General features: G+C 68.5%; 18 protein-coding genes. 14 read left to right on the forward strand and 4 right to left on the reverse strand.

Annotated elements, in window-relative coordinates:
• From urtC to ureG, 10 genes are all read left to right on the forward strand, one after another.
• Positions 1 to 1,188: an urea ABC transporter permease subunit UrtC gene (gene urtC, locus WS89_RS14720; protein WP_059791637.1), complete on the forward strand. Its 1,188-nt coding sequence runs from the start codon at positions 1 to 3 to the stop codon at positions 1,186 to 1,188.
• Positions 1,185 to 2,042: an urea ABC transporter ATP-binding protein UrtD gene (gene urtD / locus WS89_RS14725; protein WP_034206610.1), complete on the forward strand. Its 858-nt coding sequence runs from the start codon at positions 1,185 to 1,187 to the stop codon at positions 2,040 to 2,042. The genes urtC and urtD overlap by 4 nt, the downstream gene beginning before the upstream one ends.
• A gap of 4 nt (positions 2,043 to 2,046) precedes the next feature.
• The gene (gene urtE / locus WS89_RS14730) at positions 2,047 to 2,739 is read left to right on the forward strand and encodes an urea ABC transporter ATP-binding subunit UrtE (protein ID WP_059791639.1); all 693 of its coding nucleotides are present in this window, start codon (positions 2,047 to 2,049) and stop codon (positions 2,737 to 2,739) included.
• A 410-nt stretch (positions 2,740 to 3,149) separates the two neighbouring features.
• Positions 3,150 to 4,025 (forward strand): urease accessory protein UreD, encoded by an 876-nt coding sequence (locus tag WS89_RS14735; RefSeq protein WP_059791641.1) that lies wholly within the window; start codon positions 3,150 to 3,152, stop codon positions 4,023 to 4,025.
• Between the two features lie 238 nt (positions 4,026 to 4,263).
• Positions 4,264 to 4,566, forward strand: coding sequence for an urease subunit gamma (gene ureA / locus WS89_RS14740; RefSeq protein ID WP_006406310.1), 303 nt, complete (start codon positions 4,264 to 4,266; stop codon positions 4,564 to 4,566).
• Between the two features lie 14 nt (positions 4,567 to 4,580).
• A complete protein-coding gene (locus tag WS89_RS14745) occupies positions 4,581 to 4,886 on the forward strand; it encodes an urease subunit beta (protein ID WP_059499866.1) in 306 nt (101 codons plus the stop codon).
• Between the two features lie 28 nt (positions 4,887 to 4,914).
• Positions 4,915 to 6,621 carry an urease subunit alpha gene (gene ureC / locus WS89_RS14750; protein WP_059791643.1) on the forward strand — a complete coding sequence of 569 codons (1,707 nt, stop codon included), beginning with the start codon at positions 4,915 to 4,917 and terminating at the stop codon, positions 6,619 to 6,621.
• A gap of 18 nt (positions 6,622 to 6,639) precedes the next feature.
• Positions 6,640 to 7,266: an urease accessory protein UreE gene (ureE, locus tag WS89_RS14755; protein ID WP_059791645.1), complete on the forward strand. Its 627-nt coding sequence runs from the start codon at positions 6,640 to 6,642 to the stop codon at positions 7,264 to 7,266.
• The gene (locus WS89_RS14760; RefSeq protein ID WP_059499863.1) at positions 7,253 to 7,933 is read left to right on the forward strand and encodes an urease accessory protein UreF; all 681 of its coding nucleotides are present in this window, start codon (positions 7,253 to 7,255) and stop codon (positions 7,931 to 7,933) included. Before ureE ends, WS89_RS14760 begins: the two co-directional genes overlap by 14 nt.
• Before the next feature lie 16 nt (positions 7,934 to 7,949).
• Positions 7,950 to 8,597, forward strand: a complete 648-nt coding sequence (gene ureG / locus WS89_RS14765) for an urease accessory protein UreG (RefSeq protein ID WP_034206603.1) — start codon at positions 7,950 to 7,952, stop codon at positions 8,595 to 8,597.
• Positions 8,598 to 8,661: 64 nt separating this feature from the next.
• Here the strand turns inward: ureG and waaA are convergent, their stop codons facing one another.
• The 4 genes from waaA to WS89_RS14785 form a co-directional block, all read right to left on the reverse strand.
• Positions 8,662 to 10,014, reverse strand: coding sequence for a lipid IV(A) 3-deoxy-D-manno-octulosonic acid transferase (waaA, locus tag WS89_RS14770; RefSeq protein WP_059791646.1), 1,353 nt, complete (start codon positions 10,012 to 10,014; stop codon positions 8,662 to 8,664).
• A 37-nt stretch (positions 10,015 to 10,051) separates the two neighbouring features.
• Positions 10,052 to 10,936 carry a Kdo hydroxylase family protein gene (locus WS89_RS14775; RefSeq protein ID WP_027810762.1) on the reverse strand — a complete coding sequence of 295 codons (885 nt, stop codon included), beginning with the start codon at positions 10,934 to 10,936 and terminating at the stop codon, positions 10,052 to 10,054.
• A 23-nt stretch (positions 10,937 to 10,959) separates the two neighbouring features.
• A complete protein-coding gene (gene waaC / locus WS89_RS14780; protein WP_027783735.1) occupies positions 10,960 to 11,955 on the reverse strand; it encodes a lipopolysaccharide heptosyltransferase I in 996 nt (331 codons plus the stop codon).
• 171 nt (positions 11,956 to 12,126) lie between these two features.
• Positions 12,127 to 13,521, reverse strand: a complete 1,395-nt coding sequence (locus tag WS89_RS14785; RefSeq protein ID WP_059499854.1) for a phosphomannomutase/phosphoglucomutase — start codon at positions 13,519 to 13,521, stop codon at positions 12,127 to 12,129.
• 244 nt (positions 13,522 to 13,765) lie between these two features.
• Between WS89_RS14785 and WS89_RS14790 the strand changes: the two genes are divergently transcribed.
• The 4 genes from WS89_RS14790 to galE are packed head-to-tail and all read left to right on the forward strand — an operon-like array spanning position 13,766 to position 18,069.
• On the forward strand, positions 13,766 to 15,022 hold the full coding sequence (locus tag WS89_RS14790) for a lipopolysaccharide biosynthesis protein (protein ID WP_059499852.1): 1,257 nt from the start codon (positions 13,766 to 13,768) through the stop codon (positions 15,020 to 15,022).
• On the forward strand, positions 15,019 to 15,843 hold the full coding sequence (locus tag WS89_RS14795) for a glycosyltransferase (protein WP_059791648.1): 825 nt from the start codon (positions 15,019 to 15,021) through the stop codon (positions 15,841 to 15,843). The genes WS89_RS14790 and WS89_RS14795 overlap by 4 nt, the downstream gene beginning before the upstream one ends.
• 51 nt (positions 15,844 to 15,894) lie before the next feature.
• Positions 15,895 to 17,031: a glycosyltransferase family 4 protein gene (locus tag WS89_RS14800; RefSeq protein ID WP_059791650.1), complete on the forward strand. Its 1,137-nt coding sequence runs from the start codon at positions 15,895 to 15,897 to the stop codon at positions 17,029 to 17,031.
• Positions 17,032 to 17,046: 15 nt separating this feature from the next.
• Positions 17,047 to 18,069, forward strand: a complete 1,023-nt coding sequence (gene galE / locus WS89_RS14805; protein WP_059791651.1) for a UDP-glucose 4-epimerase GalE — start codon at positions 17,047 to 17,049, stop codon at positions 18,067 to 18,069.
• The last annotated feature ends 25 nt before the right edge of the window (positions 18,070 to 18,094 follow it).

Below are 18,094 nucleotides of genomic sequence, written 5' to 3' on the forward strand. Positions count from 1 at the left end.
GTGACTTCATTCACCGATTCGATACCGAACCCGGTCGCCGGTACGTCCCAGTCCGCCGCCGCCGCGCGCGCGGCGGACGGCTTCGCGCTCGGCCTGCCGCCCCGCCCTGCGCTGCTGTCGCGCCGCGCATGGCTCGCGCTCGTCGCGCTGTGCGTGGCGATCGGCATCGGCGTGCCGCTCGCCGCGCTCGTCGTGCCGGAAGCCAGCGCGCTCCATCTGTCCGCGTACACGATGACGCTCGCCGGCAAGCTGATGTGCTACGCGATCGCCGCGCTCGCGCTCGATCTCGTGTGGGGCTACTGCGGGATCCTGAGCCTCGGCCACGGGTTGTTCTTCGCGCTCGGCGGCTATGCGATCGGCATGTACCTGATGCGCGAGATCGGCCGCGACGGCAAGTACGGCAGCGACCTGCCCGACTTCATGGTGTTTCTCGACTGGCACCAGTTGCCGTGGTACTGGAGCGGCACGCAGCATCTCGCATGGGCGCTCGCGCTCGTCGTGCTCGTGCCGGCCGTGCTCGCGTGGGTGTTCGGCTTCTTCACGTTCCGCTCGCGCGTGAAAGGCGTGTACCTGTCGATCATCACGCAGGCGCTGACGTTCGCCGCGATGCTGCTGTTCTATCGCAACGAGACGGGCTTCGGCGGCAACAACGGCTTCACGGATTTCAAGCGCATCGCCGGCTTCGCGATCACGTCGCCGGGCACGCGCACGGTGCTGTTGCTGCTGACGTTCGCGACGCTCGTGCTCGCGTTCATCGCCGCGCGCGCGATCGTCACGAGCAAGCTCGGGCGCGTGGTGACCGCGGTGCGCGACGGCGAGACGCGGCTGATGTTCCTCGGCTACAGCCCGCTCGCGTACAAGCTGTTCGTGTGGACCGTGTCGGCCGTGCTGTGCGGCATCGCCGGCGCGCTGTACGTGCCGCAGGTCGGCATCATCAATCCCGGCGAGATGTCGCCGGGCAACTCGATCGAAATGGCGATCTGGGTCGCGGTGGGCGGGCGCGGCACGCTGATCGGGCCGATCGTCGGCGCGTTCGCGGTGAACGGCGCGAAGAGTTTCTTCACCGCGTACTTCGCCGAATACTGGCTGTTCTTCCTCGGCCTGATCTTCGTGCTCGTGCCGCTGTTGCTGCCGCGCGGAATCATGGGCCTCGTCGAAACCGTGCTCGCAAAGGGGAAACGCGCATGAACGGAACGGCGCTCTACCAGTTCACGCCGCCGCCCGAGGACGAGCTGCTCGCCGTCAGCGGCAGCGCGTCGATGGGGCGCGTCGTGCCGCCCGGCATCGACACGTCGCACGGCACGATCCTGTATCTCGAGGATATCGAGGTGAGCTTCGACGGTTTTCGCGCGCTGAAGAAGCTGTCGCTCGCGATCGACGCGGGCGAGCTGCGCTGCGTGATCGGCCCGAACGGCGCGGGCAAGACGACGATGATGGACGTGATCACCGGCAAGACGCGGCCCGATGCGGGCAAGGTGTTTCTCGGCCAGACGATCGACCTCGCACGGATGAACGAGCCCGAGATCGCGCGTGCGGGCATCGGCCGCAAGTTTCAGAAGCCGACGGTGTTCGAACAGCACCCGGTGTGGGAAAACCTCGAACTCGCGATGCAGACCGACAAGGGCTGGCTCGCGTCGCTGCGCGCGCGGCTCGACCGCACCGCGCAGGCGAAGATCGAGGAGACGCTCGCGCTGATCGGACTCGAAAGCCACGCGTATCGCGCCGCCGGCGAGCTGTCGCACGGGCAGAAGCAACGGCTCGAAATCGGCATGCTGCTGATGCAGCGCCCCGCGCTGCTGCTGCTCGACGAGCCGGCGGCCGGGATGACCGACCACGAGACGATGGAGCTCGCCGAGCTGCTGAACACGCTGCGCGGCACCTGCTCGATGATGGTCGTCGAGCACGACATGGAATTCGTCGCGGCGCTCGCGGGCGACACGGGGCGCGTGACGGTGATGGCCGAAGGCGCGGTGCTCGCGCACGGCACGCTCGACCAGGTCAAGCGCGACGACGCGGTGATCGAGTCTTACCTCGGACGATGATGCGATGCTGAAAATCGAAGCGCTGAACCAGTACTACGGCGGCAGCCATATCCTGCGCAACGTGAACCTCGCCGCCGACGACGGCAAGCTCACCGTGCTGCTCGGCCGCAACGGCGTCGGCAAGAGCACGCTGCTGCGCTGCCTGATGGGCGTGGTCGCCGCGAAGAGCGGCAGCGTGTCGTGGCGCAGCACCGCGCTCGGCGCACTGCCGCCGTATGCGCGCGTCGCAGCCGGGCTCGCGTACGTGCCGCAGGGCCGCGACATCTTTCCGCGGCTCACCGTCGAGGAGAACCTGCTCGTCGGCGCGGCGAGCCGCAAGGCGCCCTCGAAGGTGCCCGATCGCATCTACGACCTGTTCCCGGTGCTGAAGGACATGCGCGCGCGGCGCGGCGGCGACCTGTCGGGCGGCCAGCAGCAACAACTCGCGATCGGCCGCGCGCTGATGAGCGAGCCGCAGTTGCTGATCCTCGACGAGCCGACCGAGGGCATCCAGCCGTCGATCATCCAGGACATCGGTCGCACGCTGCGCCAGCTCGTCGACGAATCGAAGATGACCGTGCTGCTCGTCGAACAGTATTACGATTTCGCGCGATCGATCGCCGATCGCTACTGGGTGATGAGCCGCGGCGAGATCGTCGCGGGGGGCGATGCGCGCGATATGGAGACGAACGGCGTGCGGGAGCTGATCGCGGTGTAGCGGGCAACGCGGTAGGGGCCGCGCGATGGCGGTGAGTGGCGTTTGGCGTTTGGCGTTTGGCGTTTGGCGTTTGGCGTTTGGCGTTTGGCGTTTGGCGTTTGGCGTTTGGCGTTTGGCGTTTGGCGTTTGGCGTTTGGCGTTTGGCGTTTGGCGTTTGGCGTTTGGCGTTTGGCGTTTGGCGTTTGGCGGTCGGCGGTCGGCGTTTGGCGGTCGGCGGTCGGCGGTCGGCGTTTGACGAACGGTGTTAGGCGGATGGCGCTCGTCGCCCGGCATCCGGCATCCGGCATCCGGCGATTATGCATACGGCCGTACATTCCCGAAGCCCCCGCCCGCTCGGCAACGCCTCTGCTCACGCGTATATTGTTGCGTTAGCATCCTCGTTTCCCGCGCCCGTCCCCAGCTTCCTGCCGATGTCCGCCCCCGACTCCCACGCCCCGCTGTCCCGCCCCGCCGTCGCCAAGTCCTGGCATGGCCGCCTCGAACTCGGCTTCGAACGGCACGGAGCGCGCACGACGCTCGTTCACCGGCTGCACGATGGCCCGCTGCGCGTGCAGCGGCCGCTGTATCCGGAAGGCGACGCGATCTGCCACGCGGTGATCGTTCACCCGCCGGGTGGCGTCGCCGGCGGTGACCGGCTCGACATCGACATCGCGCTCGGCGACGGCACGCATGCCGCGCTGACGACGCCCGGTGCGACCAAATGGTACAAGTCGAACGGCCTCGACGCGACGCAGCGCATCGGCATCACGGTCGGCGCGCACGCGAAGCTCGACTGGCTACCGCAGAACAACCTGTTCTTCGACGCCGCGCATGCCTCGCTCGACTTCACGGTGGCACTCGGCGCCGGCGCGAGCGCGATCGGCTGGGACGCGACGCAGCTCGGCCGACAGGCGGCCGGCGAAACCTGGTCGGCGGGCCGCATCGCGTCGCGCTCGGCACTCGTCGATGCCGAGGGCCGGCCGCTGTGGACCGAGCGCGCACTGCTCGACGCGCACGATCCGTTGCGCGGTGCACTGCAGGGCCTCGCAGGCTTTCCCGTGTACGGCACGCTGTGGGCAGCCGGGCCCGCGTGCGATGCGGCGCTGGCCGAAGCGCTCGCCGCGCGGATGCCGTTCGACGATACGCTGAGCGCGGGCGCAACCTGCGTGACGCCGGGCGTCGTGCTGGTGCGTGCGCTGTCGACGTCGATGGAAGCGCTGCAACGTCACTTCACCGACTGCTGGCTTTATCTGCGTCCGATTGTGCACGGCGTCGATGCACGGCCACTGCGTCTCTGGCAAACCTGAACGTACCGAACGCGGCACGCACCGTTTCGGCGCAGCACCGCCGCCGATGCCGCCCGCATTCGATGCATCGCGCACCACGAACGCGCACATCCGCACATTTCGTCGGCATGGCACGGGCCTTGCTGCTTACATAACCGATACACGACGCACGTAAAACGGCGCGGTGCTACGATGAGCCGCGCGCTGCCCGCACCGCCGCGCACCGATAAAAATTACGTTTTCCTGAACGACTGCCTTCATGAAACTGACTCCCCGCGAAAAGGACAAGCTGCTGATCTTCACGGCGGCGCTGCTCGCCGAACGCCGCCGCGCGCGCGGCCTGAAGCTCAACTATCCGGAGGCGGTCGCGTTCATCACCGCCGCGCTGATGGAAGCCGCGCGCGACGGCAAGACGGTCGCCGAAGTGATGCACTACGGCACGACGCTGCTCACGCGCGACGACGTGATGGACGGTGTGCCGGAAATGATTCCCGACATCCAGGTCGAAGCGACCTTCCCCGACGGCACCAAGCTCGTCACCGTCCACCACCCGATTCCGTGACCGAGGCCCCGCGCATGATTCCCGGCGAAATCCTCACCGACGACGGCGAGCACGAACTCAACGCGGGCCGCGCGACGCTGTCGCTCGTCGTCGCGAACACCGGCGACCGCCCGGTGCAGGTCGGCTCGCACTACCACTTCTTCGAAGTCAACGACGCGCTGTCGTTCGATCGCGCGGCCGCGCGCGGCTTCCGGCTCAACATCGCGGCCGGCACCGCGGTACGCTTCGAGCCCGGTCAGACCCGCACCGTCGAGCTGGTCGAACTGGCCGGCGATCGCGCCGTCTACGGTTTTCAGGGCAAGGTGATGGGGCCGCTGTAAGCCGCGCCCCGCTCTTCAGGAACAGCACATGACATTACGCTTGAGCCGCCGCGCGTACGCGGAAATGTTCGGGCCGACGACGGGCGACCGCGTGCGGCTCGCCGATACCGAACTGCTGATCGAGATCGAACGCGACTTCACCACGTACGGCGAGGAAGTGAAATTCGGCGGCGGGAAAGTGATCCGCGACGGGATGGGCCAGTCGCAGCGCGTGGCCGCCGACGTGCCCGACACGATCATCACGAACGCGGTGATCCTCGATCACTGGGGCATCGTGAAGGCCGACATCGCGATCAAGCACGGCCGCATCGCCGCGATCGGCAAGGCCGGCAATCCGGACATCCAGCCCGGCGTGACGATCGCGATCGGAGCCGCGACCGAAGTGATCGCCGGCGAAGGGCTGATCGTCACCGCCGGCGGCATCGACACGCACATCCACTTCATCAGCCCGCAGCAGATCGACGAGGCGCTCGCGTCGGGCGTCACGACGATGCTCGGCGGCGGCACGGGGCCGGCCACCGGCACCAACGCGACGACCTGCACGCCGGGCCCGTGGCACATGGAGCGGATGCTGCAGGCCGCCGACGGCTGGCCGATCAATCTCGGCTTTCTCGGCAAGGGCAATGCGAGCCTGCCGCAGCCGCTCGTCGAGCAGATCGCGGCCGGTGCGATCGGGCTGAAGCTGCACGAAGACTGGGGAACGACGCCCGCCGCGATCGACAACTGCCTGTCGGTTGCCGACGACACCGACACGCAGGTCGCGATCCACACCGACACGCTGAACGAAGGCGGCTTCGTCGAATCGACGGTCGCCGCGTTCAAGGGCCGCACGATCCACACGTACCACACCGAAGGCGCGGGCGGCGGCCACGCGCCCGACATCCTCAAGGTGTGCGGCGAGGCGAACGTGCTGCCGTCGTCGACCAATCCGACGCGCCCGTACACGATCAACACGCTCGACGAGCACCTCGACATGCTGATGGTGTGCCATCACCTCGATCCGTCGATCGCCGAGGATCTCGCGTTCGCGGAGTCGCGGATCCGCCGCGAGACGATCGCGGCCGAGGACATCCTGCACGATCTCGGCGCGCTGTCGATGCTGTCGTCCGACTCGCAAGCGATGGGCCGCGTCGGCGAAGTGATCATCCGCACGTGGCAGACCGCGCACAAGATGAAGGTGCAACGCGGCGCGCTGGCGGAAGACAATGCGCGCAACGACAACTTCCGCGCGAAGCGCTACGTCGCGAAATACACGATCAACCCGGCGATCACGCACGGTATCGCGCATGAAGTCGGTTCGATCGAACCGGGCAAGTGGGCCGACCTCGTGCTGTGGGAGTCGGCGTTCTTCGGGATCAAGCCGTCGATGATCCTGAAAGGCGGGATGATCGCGATGGCGCAGATGGGCGACCCGAACGCGTCGATCCCGACGCCGCAGCCGGTGCACTACCGCGAGATGTTCGCGACGCGCGGCGGCGCGCTCGCGCGCACGTCGCTGACGTTCGTGTCGCAGATGGCAGCCGACGCGGGCATCGCCGAACGCTACGGGCTCGCGAAGCATGTCGTGCCGGTGCGCAACTGCCGCAACGTGACGAAGGCCGACATGATCCACAACGCGTGGCGGCCGTCGATCAGCGTCGATCCCGAAACCTACGACGTGATCGCCGACGGTCAGTTGCTCACCTGCGAACCGGCAACGGTGCTGCCGATGGCGCAGCGCTACTTCCTGTTCTGATTTCCTGTTTTTCGTTCCATGCGCACCCTCGACAAACGCATTGCCCCGAACGTGAAACTCGCCGCGTCGCTCGTCGCGCGCGCGTCGACGCTCACGCTCGCCTATGACGCCCGCTGCAAGAGCCGCCTCGCGGCGACGCTCGACACCGGCGAGGACGTCGCGGTCCTGCTGCCGCGCGGCACCGTGCTGCGCGACGGCGACGTGCTCGTCGCCGACGACGGCGCGCTCGTGCGCATCGCCGCGGCGCCCGAAACCGTGCTGCTCGTGCGCGCGACCGACCCGCTCACGCTGATGCGCGCCGCGTACCATCTCGGTAACCGCCACACGCCGGTCGAGATCGGCGACGGTTATCTGAAGCTCGAAGCCGATCCGGTGCTCGCGGACATGCTGCGCCGGCTCGGCACGCAGGTCGACGAAACGAGCGCACCGTTCCAGCCGGAAGCCGGCGCGTACGGCGGCGGCCACAAGCACGGGCACGACGCGACATTCGCCGAGGATTACGCGCTCGCACAGCAGGTGTTCGGCGAACACCACGGCCACTCGCACTCGCACTCGCACGATCACGATCACGATCACGATCACGATCACGATCATCAGCATGGTCCGGGCTGCGCGCACGGCCACCACGGTCATGACCACCACTGAGCTCGTCGCGCTGCTGCATCTCGCGTCGCCCGCATTGCCGATCGGCGCGTTCAGCTACTCGCAGGGCTTCGAAGCCGCGCTCGACGCGAACCTGATCCGCGACGCCGACACCGCGCGCGACTGGATCGCGAGCGGCCTGACCGACGTGCTCGCGCACGGCGAGTTGCCATTCCTCGCGCACCAGCTCGCGCGCTGGCACGCACATGACGCGGACGCGCTGGCCCGCGAGAACGCATGGTTCGTCGCAAGCCGCGAGTCGGCCGAACTGCGCCGCGAGACCGAACAGATGGGCTGGTCGCTCGCGCAACTGTGCGCGTCGCTCGAATGGGGCGATGCCGCGCGCCGCGCGACGCTCGCATCGTTCACGCCGATCGCGCTGCCGACCGCATTCGCCTACGCGGCCGCCGCGCACGATGCCGGCGCCGATGCAACGCTCGCCGCGTACGCGTTCGGCTGGGTCGAGAACCAGACGTCGGCCGCGCTGAAAGCGGTGCCGCTCGGCCAGCTCGCCGGCCAGCGCATCATCGTCGCGCTACGCGGCGCGATCGACGCGGCCGTGCGCCGCGCGCTCGCGACGCCGCCCGACGCCGTCAACACGTTCGCGCCGCAGCTCGGCATCCTGTCCGCGCGGCACGAAACCCAGTATTCGCGGTTGTTCCGCTCCTGAACCTCATCGCCCGACCATGAACGCACCTGCTCCCTCCTCCGCTCGCCGCACGAAGAAACTGCCGCCGCTGCGCGTCGGCATCGGCGGCCCCGTCGGCTCCGGCAAAACCACGCTGCTCGAAATGCTGTGCAAGGCGATGCGCGAGCGCTACGACCTCGTCGCGATCACGAACGACATCTACACGAAGGAAGACCAGCGGCTGCTGACGGTCGCGGGCGCGCTGCCCGAGGAACGCATCATGGGTGTCGAGACGGGCGGCTGCCCGCACACGGCGATCCGTGAAGATGCGTCGATCAATCTCGAAGCCGTCGACCGGATGCTCGCGCGCTTTCCCGATGCGGACATCGTGTTCATCGAGTCGGGCGGCGACAATCTCGCGGCAACCTTCAGCCCCGAGCTGTCGGACCTGACGATCTACGTGATCGACGTCGCCGGCGGCGAGAAGATTCCGCGCAAGGGCGGCCCCGGCATCACGAAGTCCGACCTGCTCGTGATCAACAAGACCGACCTCGCGCCGCTGGTCGGCGCGAACCTCGACGTGATGGCGTCCGACACGAAGAAGATGCGCGGCGAGCGGCCTTACGTGATGACGAACCTGAAGGCGCTCGACGGCGTCGCGGACGTGATCGCATTCATCGAGAAGAAGGGCTTGCTGACGGTGTGAGCCGCGCGGCGGCGCGCGGCGACGCCGCCGCGCGTGTCCGGGCGGCAGCGCGCCGCCCGTCCCGTCATGCGTCGTCGTCGACGGCGTCCGGCAACGCACGCACGCCGGCTTCGGCGGGCGGCAGCAGTGCGGCGAGCACGTCGACCGTGCGCGCGGTCGCGCCGCGGTGACGCGACGCGAAGGCCGCGCCGGCCGCGCCCATCGCGATGCGCCGCGCCTTGTCGGCGAACAGCGCGTCGAGCACGTGCGCGAGATCGAGCGGATCCTCGACCTGCATCGCGGCGCCTGCCGCGACCGCATCGGCGGTCGCCTGCGTGAAGTTGAACACGTGCGGCCCGATCAGCACCGGCACGCCGACCGCGCATGCCTCAATCAGGTTCTGCCCGCCGAGCGGCAGCAGGCTGCCGCCGATGAACGCGATGTCGGCCGCCGCGTAGTACGCGCCGAGCTCGCCCATCGAATCGCCGAGCAGCACCGTCACGTCGTCCGGCAGCGGTTCGGCGGCCGGACGGCCCGCCGCGAGCGCGGCCGCATCGGCGGCCCAGACGGAGCGCCGCACGCACTTGAACCCGCTGCGCGCGACGAGCGCCTCGACTTCGGCGAAGCGCTGCGGATGACGCGGCACGAGCACCAGCAGCGCGCCGGGCGTGCGCATTTCCGCGAACGCCTGCAGCACCAGCGCTTCTTCGTTCTCGCGCGTGCTGGCGGCGACCCACACCGGCCGCGCACCGATCGCATCGCGCCATGCATGGCCGCGCGCCGCGAGTTCCGGCGGCGTCGTCATGTCGAACTTCAGGTTGCCGAGCACGGTCACGTTGCGTGCGCCGAGCGACGTCAGCCGCTCGGCATCGGCCGGACTCTGCGCGAGCACGCGCGAGAAGCCGCCGAACACGTCGCGCGTCGCCGCGCCGAACTTCGCCGCGCGCCGGAACGAACGCGCGGACATCCGCGCATTGGTCAGCACGAGCGGCACGTCCGCGCGGCGGCACTCGTCGATCAGCGTCGGCCACACCTCGGTTTCCATCACGAGGCCGAGCGTCGGCCGCCATGCGTGCAGGAAGCGCCGCACCGCGCCCGGCATGTCGTACGGCAGGTAGCAGCGCAACACCCGGTCGCCGAAGATCTGTTCGCCGGTCGCGCGACCGCTCGGCGTCATGTGCGTGAGCAGGATGCGTGCATCGGGACGCGCACGCAGCAGCGCATCGATCAACGGCTGCGCCGCGCGCGTCTCGCCGACCGACACCGCATGCACCCAGATCAGCGGCGCGCGGTCGTCGCGCGAGCGGCCCGCGACGTGACCGAAGCGCTCGCCGATATGCTCGCGATAGCCGCGCTCCTTGCGCGAGCGCACATAGAGCCGGATGACCGCGGCCGGCGCGACGAGCCACCACAGCGTGCGATAGATCGCCCTCAGCATGCGGCCGCCCGGGTATGGCGTCGAAACAGGTGCGCGCTCAAACCAGCGCCCTGCCCGTCAGGCGTTCGAGAATGCCGAGCGGCGCGCATTCGCGGCGGACCATCGCATCGACCGGCAGGAAGAAGGTCTGCTCGAGCATGAACTGGCCGGACATCACAGCGTGCGAAGTCTGATCCGAGAAACATATCCACACGCTGCCCGGCGGAAACGGCATCGTTTGCTGCGGGCAAGTCTTCTGGTAGTCGAGATCGGCCTTCATCCCGTCGTGCAGGTTCAGCATCAGGTGGTCGTACGCGCTGCGCGGCGATTTCGTCACGTGCAGCAGGTTCAGCAGCCAGGCCGAGCCCGGGAACTGCGGCCGGATCTTCGGCAGGAAACGCTTCGCGACGTCCTCGAACGGCTCGCCGACACGCCACACGCGCGGCACGCCGGCCGGATTCACGTTCGTGAACACGCGCAGGATGCGCTCGCCGTAGTTCGGCCGCGACGGGAACGCATCGACGTGCAGCCGGCTGTCGTCCTTGCGCCACGACGTCTGGCGCGTCTCGACCTGCATCAGCCGCAAGCTCGTCGGCGCGACGCGCAACTTGCCGCGGTATTCGGGAAAGAGGCCGTCGACGAGCGTGCCGGCCTGCTGCTGGAAGCGCGCGACGAGCGCGCGCACGGCCGATTGCGTGACGCTGTCGCCGAGCACGCCGGCGAGCGCGCCGCCGTTCGGCGCGAGGCTGATGTTCTTGCGTTTCGGATCGGCGAGCGCCGGATCGAGCAGCGCTTCCTCGCCGCCTTCGATCGCGAAGCGCAGGTGCGGGAAATACAGCACCTTGCCTTCCTCGACCGCGGCCAGCAACTGCTCGCGCGGCGCCGACAGGTTGTGTCCGCTCCAGTCGGCGGACGGGACTTCGATGATCTGGGATTCGCTCATGATCGGTTCGCGTGTGGACAGCGTTACAGGAGACCGAAGCCCGCGAGCGCCGACTTCACCTGCGCGATCGACGGGGGCTGCCCCGCCGTGCCGAGATTGACGACGTTCGGCGACCAGTAGCCGCCGGTCCGCCAGGCCGTCGCGAAATTGTACAGTTCGATCGTCGGACGCTTCAGCGCGGCCGCGATGTGAACCAGACCTGTATCAACCCCGACCGTCGCGGCCGCACCGTCGATCAGCCCGACCACGGCCGGCAGCGACAGCTTCGGCGGCACGATCGCCGCCGCGCCGAACTCCTTCGCGAGCCGCTCGCTGGTCGCCCGCTCCGCGTCGTTGCCCCACGGCAGCACGAGCGACGCACCGCGCCGCACGAGCGCCTGGCCGAGCTCGATCCATGCGGCGTCCGGCCACTGCTTGTCGGCGCGCGACGTCGCATGGACGAACACGACGTACGGCACCGGCAGGTTCAGGCCGAGCGCGGCCACCGCGAGCGCCGCCGCGCGCGTGTCGAGGCCGAATTCGACCGGATCGGCCGGGGTCGGCGCCGGGTCGTCCAGCGCGGCCGCGACGAGCTGGCGCGAGCGCTCGACGACGTGCGTGCGCGGCGCGATCGGCACGCGCTTGCGGTAGAAGAAACGCACCGGCCATTCGTAGCCGGCGCCGTCGGTGCGGTTGCCGAGCCCGACGAGCGGGCCGCGCGCCCAACTCGCGACCCACGCCGTCTTGATGAGGCCCTGGCAGTCGATCACGAGGTCGTACTGCTCGGCCGCGAGGCGCCGACGGAATGCGCGGATCTCGCGCCACGTCGCGCCCGAGAACGGCTTCTTGCGCCAGCGGCGCAGCGAGAACGGCAGCACGTTGCGCACGCCGTCGACGAGCCGCACGAGGTCGACGAAGCTTTCCTCGACGAGCCAGTCGATCTGCGCATCGGGGTGACGGCGCCGGATATCGGCGATCACCGGCATGTTGTGCACGACGTCGCCCAGCGACGACACGCGCACGATCAGGATCTTTTGCACGCTGAAAAAACGCCGGCTGGCAGCCGGCGACGGACATAAAGGGGGGATTTTATCCCGGCCGAAGGGCCGGATAGACAAAAAGCGGCCGCGCGCCCGGGGCGCGCGCCGCTTTTCGGGATATGCACGGCCGACGAACGGCCGTCGTACGGGCGGCCCGCCGGCCGCCGGCGCTCAGAACGGCAGCTTGACGTCCGGCTTCGCGGCCGTCAGCACGCGGCGGAAGTCTTCCTGGATGCGCTTGAGCCCTTCCTGCGTCTCCGCCTCGAAACGCATCACGACGACCGGCGTCGTGTTCGACGAACGCGCGAGACCGAAGCCGTCCGGATACTCGACGCGCAGGCCGTCGATCGTCACGACTTCTTCGGCGCCGTCGAACTTCGCCTCTTTCTGCAGCTTGTCGATCAGGCGGAAATTCTCGCCCTCGTCGAGCCAGAGCTGCAGTTCGGGCGTGCTCATCGCGTCCGGCAGGCTGTTGAGCAACGCGCTCGGATCGGCCGTCTTCGCGAGGATCTCGAGCAGGCGCGCGCCGGTGTACAGGCCGTCGTCGAAGCCGTACCAGCGATCCTTGAAGAACACGTGGCCGCTCATTTCGCCGGCGAGCGGCGCACCGGTCTCGCGCAGCTTCGCCTTCACGAGCGAGTGGCCCGTCTTCCACATCAGCGGCTCGCCGCCCTTCGACTTCACCCACTGCGCGAGGTGGCGCGTGCACTTCACGTCGTAGATGATCTGGGCGCCCGGGTTGCGCGACAGCACTTCTTCCGCGAACAGCATCAGTTGGCGGTCCGGATAGATGATCTGGCCGTCCTTCGTGACGACGCCCAGGCGGTCGCCATCGCCGTCGAACGCGAAGCCGAGCTCCGCATCGGTGTCCTTCAGCGCCTGGATCACGTCCTGCAGGTTCTCCGGGTGGGCGGGATCGGGGTGGTGGTTCGGGAACGTGCCGTCGATGTCGGTGAAGCGCTCGACGAGCTCGCAGCCGAGCGCCTTAAAGAGGCGCGTCGCGAGCGGGCCCGCGACGCCGTTGCCGGCGTCGACCACGAGCTTCAGCGGCCGCGCGAGCTTCACGTCGCCGACGATGCGTGCGATGTATTGGTCCGCGACGTCGATCGCTTCATACGTGCCGCTGCCCGTCTCGAACCGTTCGTCGACGATACGGCGGTACAGCGCCTGGATCTGCTCGCCGTAAATCGCGGCGCCGCGCAGCACCATCTTGAAGCCGTTGTAGTCGGGCGGGTTGTGGCTGCCCGTGACGACGATGCACGAATCGACGCGGCGCTCGCCGCCCTTCAGCGCCAGCGGCACGTTCGCCGCGAAATAACCGACCGGCGTCGGCACCATGCCGACGTCCACGACGTCGACCCCGGCCGCACGCAGGCCGTCGGCCAGCGCGCCGACCAGCTCCGGCCCGGACAGGCGGCCGTCGCGCGCGACGACGACCGCATCGCCGCCCTGCGCACGCACTTCGCTGCCGAATGCCCGGCCGATGCCGCGCGCGGTGTCGACGTCGAGCGTCTTGCCGACCACGCCACGAATGTCATATGCCTTGAAGATGGATTGGGAAATCATCGATTCTCTTCTCTCGGTTGCGTGCATGGAAAATTGTCTGGCTTGCGCGGCCGCCGTTCGCGGGTCCCGCACATGATACGTGCCTGCCGGCACGACACGGCGAGCAACGGCTGGAGCAGCCGCGATCCCACTTATAATCGCGGGTTTTGATGACGCGCATGTCGCCCATTTTAATGCCTAGCCGTCCCGCCGCCGCCCACCCGCCGTTTCCGGCCGCCCGCCGCGCGCACCGCCGCTGCCGCGCATGCTGAAGCGCTTCGGCAACCCGGACGTCGCGAAGGCCGTCGCGAACCTCGTCTGGCTCGGGCTCGAACGGCTCACGCAGATCGGCGTCGCGATCGCGATCAGCGGCCTGCTGGCCCGTTATTTCGGGCCAGATGTGTTCGGCAAATGGCAGTATGCGAATACGCTTCTCCTGGTACTGGCGCCGCTCACCTGGGTGTGCGGCGCGGAAATCCTCGTCCCGACCATCGTCCAGCGCCCGCCGGCCCAGCTCGGTGCGGTGCTCGGCAGCGCGTTCGTGCTGCGCATCGCCGTGTCGGCGGCCGCGCTCGTCGCGACCTGGATCGCGATCGCCGCGGGCGCCTTCGACCCGCTGGTCGGCGCGATGCTCGCCGGCCTGGCGGTCACGATGGTGTTCCGCGAGCCGTTCGTCGGCGTGATCAACGCGTGGCTGCAGAGCATGACCTACAGCAAGCCGCAGCTCGTCACCAGCATGGTCACCGCGCTCGCCAAGGCGCTGCTCGTCTGGCTGCTGGTGCGCGCGGCCGCCGGGCCCGCCCGCTTCGCGTGGCTGTGGGCACTGGAAGCCGCCGCGATCGGCTTCGCGCTGCTGCTGTACTACCGTCACCGTAACGGCGGTACGCTCGGCTGGACGTTCGATACCCCGCTGTTCCGGCACTTTGCGACGGCCGGCACCGTGTTCTGGCTCGGCCTCATCTGCATGTACCTGTTCCTGAAGCTCGACCGCCTGATGCTCGAGCGCCACGTATCGTTCGCCGACCTCGGCCGCTATTCGGCCGCGCAGCAGCTCAACGAGAACTGGATCACGCTCGCGCTGATGCTCGCGCAGACGATCGCGCCCGCCTTCGTCTACCGCGTGCAGGACGTCGCCCGGCTGCGCCGCAACATCGTCCGGCTGATCGCGATGACGGCCGGCCTGATGACGGCCGGCGCGCTCGTGCTCGACGCGGCCGCCCCGCTGATCGTCGGCAAGGTGTTCGGCCGCGGCTACGAGGCGTCGGTCGACATCTTCCGCTGGGCCGTCTGGCTGTCCGTGCCGGCCGGCATCGAGGCGATAGGCAATCTTATCGTGCTCAAATATCAAGCAAAATTCGTGTTGCTGACGAAATGGCTGCTCGCGCTGGCGATCGCCGCGCTCGTCAACCTGTTCGCGATCCCGCGGCTCGGCCTGTACGGCGCGCTCGTCGGGCTGGCGGCCGGCTACCTGGCCGCCGCTGCCGTCAACTTTTATTACATCCGTTTCAAGCTGCGAACATGACGTCCCCCGATTGCCCGCCCCCGCTCGACGACGTGGCCGTACTGATGCCGGCCTACAACGGGCACGACGACGTCGTCCGCACCCTCGCGTCGTTTCGCGAGGATGCGCCCGTGCACGTGCTGATCGTCGACGACGGCAGCACGCCGCCGATCGTCGCGCCCGACTTGCCGGGCCTGTCGACCGACGTGCTGCGCATGCCGCGCAACGGCGGCATCGAACGCGCACTGGCGGCCGGCATCGATGCGCTCGCGGCGCGCGGTTTCCGCTACGCGGCCCGCATCGACGCGGGCGATCTCGCCGCGCCGCAGCGCCTCGCGAAAGAGCGCGCCTATCTCGGCGCCCACCCGCGCGTGGCCTGCGTCGGCATGTGGACGCAGGTCGTGTCGCGCGCCGGCGAGCCGCGCTTCATGCTGACGCCGCCCACCGATCCGCGCACGCTGCGCCGCACGCGCTTCCTGCGCTCGCCGCTCGTGCATCCGTCGGTCATGTTGCGCATCGACGCCGTGCGCGAAGTGGGCAACTATCGCGCGAAGTACCGCGCAGCCGAGGATCTCGATCTTTTTTTACGGTTAATGCAACGCTACGATTGCGCGAACCTGCCGGAACTCGGCCTGTATTACGAGCTTAACGAGGGCGGGATCAGTGCGACCAAACGCCGGCGCCAGCTGGTGTCGACGCTCACGCTGCTGCTGCGCCACTTCAACGTGCTGAACCCGTACGACTGGGCCGGCCTCGCCAAGAACCTGCTGCATTTCGTGACGCCGTACCGTACGCTGCAGCGGATCAAGCAGACGCTGTTCGCCGCGCGGCCGTCCGCCTGACGCGTATCCGGCCCGTTCGGCAATTTCGACGCTTTATTTTTTCTTTTTTTCATGTCCGCCACCTCCCCGCTGCGCATCGCGCTCGTCTGCAACACGGCCTGGGCGATCTACACGTACCGCCACGGGCTGATCCGTGCGCTCGTCGCGCGCGGCGCCGAGGTCGTCGTGATCGCGCCGCACGACCGCACGGTGCCGCTGCTCGAACAGATGGGCTGCCGCTACGTGGCGCTCGCGGTCGCGTCGAAAGGCACGAGCCCGCGCGAGGATCTCGGCACGCTCGCCGCGCTGGTGCGCCACTACCGCGCGCTGCGGCCCGATCTCGTGTTCCATTACACGATCAAGCCGAACATCTACGGCTCGGTGGCCGCGTGGCTCGCGCGCGTGCCGTCGATCGCGGTGACGACGGGGCTCGGTTACGTATTCATCCAGAAGAGCCGCGCGGCGAGCGTCGCGAAACGCCTGTACCGGTTCGCGTTCCGCTTCCCGCGCGAAGTCTGGTTCCTGAACCGCGACGATCTCGCGACCTTCGCCGACGAACGGCTGCTCGCGCATCCCGAGCGCGCGCGGCTGCTGCACGGCGAAGGCGTCGATCTCGACCAGTTCGCGCCCGTGCCGCTGCCCGCCGGCGACGCGCCCGTCTTCATCCTGATCGGCCGGCTGCTGTGGGACAAGGGCGTGCGCGAATACGTGGAGGCCGCGCGCCGCGTGCGCGAGCGCGTCCCGAACGCGCGCTTCCAGCTGCTCGGGCCGCTCGGCGTCGACAATCCGAGCGCGATCGGTCGCGCGGATGTCGACGCGTGGGTCGGCGAAGGCATCGTCGAGTATCTCGGCGAAGCGCACGACGTGCGCCCGCACATCGCGGCGGCCGATTGCGTCGTGCTGCCGTCGTACCGCGAAGGCGTGCCGCGCACGCTGATGGAGGCATCGGCAATGGGGCGGCCGATCGTCGCGACCGACGTGCCGGGCTGCCGCGACGTCGTCGCCGACGGCGAAACGGGCTTCCTGTGCCGCGCGCGCGACAGCGCGAGCCTCGCGGAGCAACTGAATCGCATGATCGCGCTCGGACCGCAAGGCCGTGCGGCGATGGGCGCACGCGGCCGGCACAAGGTCGCGGCGGAATTCGACGAACAGCAGGTCGTCGAACGTTACAGGGAGACCATCCATTCGTTGACAGGATTCACACTCTGAAGGAGCGCATCAGCAATGACCGCTAAAGGCACCATCCTCGTCACCGGCGGCGCCGGCTATATCGGCTCGCACACGGCCGTCGAACTGCTCGACAACGGCTACGACGTCGTGATCGTCGACAACCTCGTCAACAGCAAGGCCGAGTCCGTGCGCCGGATCGAGCAGATCACGGGCAAGACGCCCGCGTTCCACCAGGTGGACGTGTGCGACGAAGCCGCGCTCGCGAAGGTGTTCGACGCGCACCCGATCACCGGCACGATTCACTTCGCGGCGCTCAAGGCCGTCGGCGAATCGGTCGCGAAGCCGCTCGAGTACTACCAGAACAACATCGGCGGCCTGCTCGCCGTGCTCAAGGTCATGCGCGAGCGCAACGTCAGGCAGTTCGTGTTCAGCTCGTCCGCGACCGTGTACGGCGTGCCCGAGCGCTCGCCGATCGACGAATCGTTCCCGCTGTCCGCAACCAACCCGTACGGCCAGTCGAAGCTGATCGCCGAGCAGATCCTGCGCGATCTCGAAGTCTCGGACCCGTCGTGGCGCATCGCGACGCTGCGCTACTTCAATCCCGTCGGCGCGCATGCGAGCGGGCTGATCGGCGAGGATCCGGCCGGCATTCCGAACAACCTGATGCCCTACGTCGCGCAGGTCGCGGTCGGCAAGCTGGAGAAGCTGCGCGTGTTCGGCTCCGACTACCCGACGCCGGACGGCACCGGCGTGCGCGACTACATCCACGTCGTCGATCTCGCGAAGGGGCACATCGCCGCGCTCGACGCGCTCGCCAAGCGCGACGCGAGCTTCGTCGTGAACCTCGGCACCGGCCAGGGCTATAGCGTGCTGGAAGTCGTGCGTGCGTTCGAGAAGGCGTCAGGCCGCCCGGTGCCGTACGAACTCGTCGCGCGCCGCCCGGGCGACATCGCCGAGTGCTATGCGAACCCGCAGGCCGCCGCCGACATCATCGGCTGGCGTGCGACGCTCGGCATCGAGGAAATGTGTGCCGACCACTGGCGATGGCAGGAGGGGAACCCGCGCGGTTTTGTATAATCCGCTGTCCATTTTTCGAGCGATC

The sequence above is a fragment of the Burkholderia sp. MSMB1072 genome, from assembly GCF_001524725.1.
Classification (GTDB): domain Bacteria; phylum Pseudomonadota; class Gammaproteobacteria; order Burkholderiales; family Burkholderiaceae; genus Burkholderia.